The sequence below is a fragment of the Chrysiogenia bacterium genome (assembly GCA_020434085.1).
GTDB lineage: Bacteria > JAGRBM01 > JAGRBM01 > JAGRBM01 > JAGRBM01 > JAGRBM01.
On sequence record JAGRBM010000331.1, the window covers coordinates 1 to 3,021 of the forward strand.

Here is a 3,021-nt window from a genome sequence, read left to right on the forward strand (position 1 = left end):
TCGGCGCAGGAAATCCGCAGCCACTTTGCCGACATCCGCGACCGCATCGAGCGCGAAGTCTCGCAACTTCTCGACGAAGCCTGAGCGCCTCGCCCCCACAGCCGATACGCCCCCGTCCAGCTTGCCTGCCGGTGAGGTGGCCAGTTAGATTGATCTGACAGTAAATGGGTGGGGAACAGATCGGTCGTACGTGGCGCAAGCGCTATTACCTCTCCATCGGACCCGCCTCTCCCGAAAGAGAACCATGTCATCGGCACCGCACCTGCTTCGCCTTGCTGCGATCGTCACACTTCTTGTGCCGGTGTGTTTCGTCCCACTTCGCGCCCTCGCATCCGACAACGTCAGCAATACACCCAACAACGTCAGCGTGTTGCCGCTCGTCATCGAAGGCAGACAGATCCCCGGCCTTGGCGGTCAGAGCCTGCTGGGCCTGACGGCATTCCGTTGCGCGGCGGGCAAGACGACACCGGTGGTTTTCCAGGTCGATGAGATCAATCCCCAGAACCGGGTGGTCTCGGGCGATGCGCTCCCCGAAGTGAGCGCCGACGAGCAACCCGGCCTCATCGACGACAACGACCAGATTGTCTTCATGCAACGAGATCTGGGCGAACGCTGCGGCGAAGAGCAGCTCGGCCGCGCGCGCGGCAAGCTCGTGGAGCTTGAAGCAAGCGGCGGCTCCTTCAAGGACAAGGCCTATCTGTATGTGCTCTCGGCCGAGCGCGGCCATGTGCCGTCGAGCACCGCGGTGCGCTTCGACAAGTCCCGGCAGAACATCTCGACCCCGGCATACGACATGGCTTATTCGATTGAGCACCCGCACATGATCAGCTCGTTCGTCCTGCATGAGCTGCGCGGCCGCGAGAACAAGAATGTGCTCGACCGCATGAAGGTACGCATGGTTGCCAAGGCGCTGGGCGCGCTGGTTCAACTGCACATGACCGAGGAAGAGATCGGCGGCACGTTGCTTTCCGCGCGCGCCGGGCCCGTGCGCGTTGTGCGCGAGCTCAAGCTCGATGTGCAGCCGGTGCCCGGGCTCAAGATTCCGGCAAAGGTGCGGTTTCTCAATTACGAGCGACTCTTTCAGGCCGAAGTAGAGTTCCAGATTCCAAAGGCCGCGGCGCTCTTCGTCTCCAGCCTCGATCTGTTTCTGGCCATGGATTACATCGATGCGCGCGGCGTTCGCATTTCCACCAGCGGCCTGCCCCAGGGCGCGGTGGTCGACGGGCGCACGGCCGCGATGGAGAAGCAGTTCGATCTGGGCGACAAGCGCTGGTTCCTGCTCACCGGTGAGGGCATCAATCATGTTGCCGTGCTCCACATGGAAGAGGGCCTGAACCTGCGCCCCACGGCGCGTTTCTCCGACGGTGAGGGCGAGGAATTCGCCTGGCCGCCCGAGCGGGTTCCCGGCGGACTCCCCCAGATCGGCTACGGCCTGCTGGGCTGGCAGGACCTGGAGGCCCGCTGGTACGCCTTTGCCATCGATATCGGCATGCTTCCCTCGTTTCCCGAGGGCGGCGGGGACGGGTTCTCCAACACGATTACGAAGAAACCCCTCGTCAGGGCAACACTCCGCGGGGATGACGCGGCGGGCGAATCCAACTAGACTGATCAGCAAGTCCAGCATCTTGTTCAACACGTTCGTTCGGGCCTGAAGGCACTCGGGAGGGGGTCCTGCATGGGCCGGTCCAAAAACGTCATGGGCGCCTGCTGCATTTTCGCAGTAGCGGCGCTGGGTCTGCTCGTCAGTGCGATGCGCGCATTGGCGCTCTCCAGCAGTGCGCCCACCAATACCTCCGTACTGCCTTTGGTGATCAAGGCCGATCAGGTGCCCGACCTGCTCGGTGTCAATCCCCTGCAGCTCTCGGCCTTTGCCTGCACCGGCGATGATCGCATCGCCCCGGTGCTTTTTCAGGTCGATGAATTCGATGCGGCCGGACACGTCCGCGCCTCCGCGGGAGATTCCGCCGACGCCGAAGAATCCCCGGGCGTGATCGATGAAAACGACGAGATCGTGATGATGATCGGCGACCTTGGGCCGCCCTGCAGCGACGAGCAGCTCTCCGACGTGCGCGGCCGGCTGGTACCGGTCTCGGCGGAGTCGAGCTACCTGAGCCGGCCGGGCTGGGTTTACTTCGTTGTCGCCGAACGCAGCGCGCGCGTTTCTCGGCGTTACGTGCGTTACTCGAGCGCCGAGGACCAGGTGAGCGCCGAGGGGTACGACATCCGCTACGAGCCGCGCAATCCGCTCATTGCCGACTACTTCGTTTCCCACGACATGAAGAGCCTGGTGGGGGAGAACATCCTCGACCGGCAGAAGTTTCGTTTCACCGCCCGCACGCTGGGCGATCTGGTCTCCATCGGAATTGACGAGGACGATCTCGAGAGCACGCTGAGCGCGGTGCGTGTGGGCCCGGTGCGAATCGTGCGCGAGATCCACTCGGTCATGACGCCGGTGCCGGGACTGACGATCAGCGCGGATGTCACCTACCTCTACTACGCGCGCGTGTGGGAGATCCGCGTGGCCGTCCACCTGCCGCAGGCCGCGGCGCTCTTCACCTCCAGCCTGGATGCCGTGGCCAGCATGGATTACCGCGACAAGCTCGGCATTCGCCTCTCGACCAGCGCCCATCCCGGGGGCGTGCTCATCGACGGCAAGATGCTTGCCTCGGAACGCTCGCTCTCCCTGGGCGATGAGTTCTGGTACTTCGAGACCGGCGAGGGCATCAACCTCGTCGCCGTGCTGAGCATGGAAAAAGACATTCCGATCGCGCCGCGCGTGCACCTCATCGACGGCCCAGATCCGGCCAATCCGCCCGAGGCCGAACCCGGCGGTTATCCCGAGCTCGGCTGGGAGCTCCTCGGCTGGGAAGATCTGCAGGCGCGCACCTATCACTTCGGAATTCTCATTGCATCGCTGCCCGGATTTCCCGAGCGCGGCGGCCGCGGTTTCTATCACGTGCTTCAGGCACCGATTCGAATCTCACAGGGCAGGTCAACGGATGGAACGGATGCGCAACAAAA

General features: G+C 63.7%; 2 protein-coding genes. Both read left to right on the forward strand.

The window, feature by feature from the left end:
- Nucleotides 1–244 precede the first annotated feature (244 nt).
- Complete coding sequence (locus KDH09_11430) at nucleotides 245–1,603, forward strand: hypothetical protein (protein MCB0220299.1); 1,359 nt, start codon at nucleotides 245–247, stop codon at nucleotides 1,601–1,603.
- Between the two features lie 72 nt (nucleotides 1,604–1,675).
- Nucleotides 1,676–3,021: hypothetical protein (locus KDH09_11435; protein ID MCB0220300.1), on the forward strand; the 1,346-nt coding region annotated here is incomplete at its 3' end.